The sequence below is a fragment of the Capnocytophaga canis genome (assembly GCF_000827555.1).
Lineage (GTDB): Bacteria > Bacteroidota > Bacteroidia > Flavobacteriales > Flavobacteriaceae > Capnocytophaga > Capnocytophaga canis.
In genome coordinates, this window is the sequence record NZ_CDOI01000029.1 from 1 (window position 1) to 1268 (window position 1268).

General features: G+C 36.1%; 1 protein-coding gene. It reads left to right on the forward strand.

All coding sequences use genetic code 11. The features are described from left to right. Positions 1-1268, forward strand: a 1268-nt coding sequence (locus tag CCAND38_RS01460; protein WP_042343236.1) for an OmpA family protein, incomplete at both ends; no start/stop codon positions are given.

The window sequence follows — 1268 nt, forward strand, 5'->3', positions numbered from 1 at the left end:
ACAAAATTCAACGAATCTACGGCTGTCTTTACTAAGGATGGCAATACCGTTTATTTCACACGTAATAATTATGTGAATAAAAAAGTGGGGATGAATAGTGAAAATACTATTCTCTTAAAAATTTTACGAGCGACTAAAGACGCTAACGGTAATTGGGGCAATGTGATTGAGATGCCTTTCAATAGTAATGTTCACAGTGTGGCACACCCTGCGTTGAGTCCTGATGGAAAGTATTTGTATTTTGCTTCGGACATGAAAGGAACATTAGGAAATTCTGATATATTTCGTGTCCAAATACTCAAAGATGGCTATGGAAAACCTGAGAATTTAGGAAATGTGATTAATACCACAGGGCGTGAGTCTTTCCCATTTGTTTCCGATGATAATGTTCTGTACTATTCATCAAATGGTTTTCCAGGTTTGGGAGGTTTGGATATTTTTGCGGTTAAGCTGTATGACAATGGAACAACTTCAAAACCAATCAACATTGGAAGACCTGGAAATAGTGCCGATGATGATTTTTGTTTTGTAATTGACAGTGATAAAAAGATAGGATTTTTGACTTCAAATCGTCCAGGAGGAAAAGGCAAAGATGATATTTATTCCTTTTATGAACATACACCGCTACGATTTGTATGTACACGAACTATGCGTGGAATTGTAAAAAATCAAGAAACCAATGAAATTATTCCTGATGCTAAGGTGACTTTATCAAATAAAGATATGGCGTTGTTGGGTTCTAAACAGGCAGATTCAAAAGGAGCTTTCCTTTTCGATGATGAATCCATAAACTGCACAGATGCACACTTCTACTTAAAAGGAGAAAAAGAAGGATTTGAAACAGCAGAGGTCAATGTAGTAGCAGGAAAAGATAAAGAAATTTATTATGAGATTCTATTGAAACCGCGTGTGGTTAAGGTTGGAGAAGGTACGGATTTAGCAAAAGTACTTCATATAGATAATATTTATTTTGATTTAGATAAATCGAATATTCGTCCTGATGCTGCGGTGCAATTAGCTAAGGTTCTTGAAGTTATGAAAGAATATCCGAATATGAAAATTGATGTCCGTTCACATACTGACAGCAGGGCGTCACATGCTTATAACTTATCATTGTCCGACAGAAGAGCAAAATCCACCGTAAAATGGATTATTGATAACGGAATAGATAAGAGTCGTATCACAGGAAAAGGATATGGAGAAACTCAGTTAGTTAATGGTTGTTCGGATGGTGTTTCATGTTCTGAGGAAGAACATCAAGCAAATCG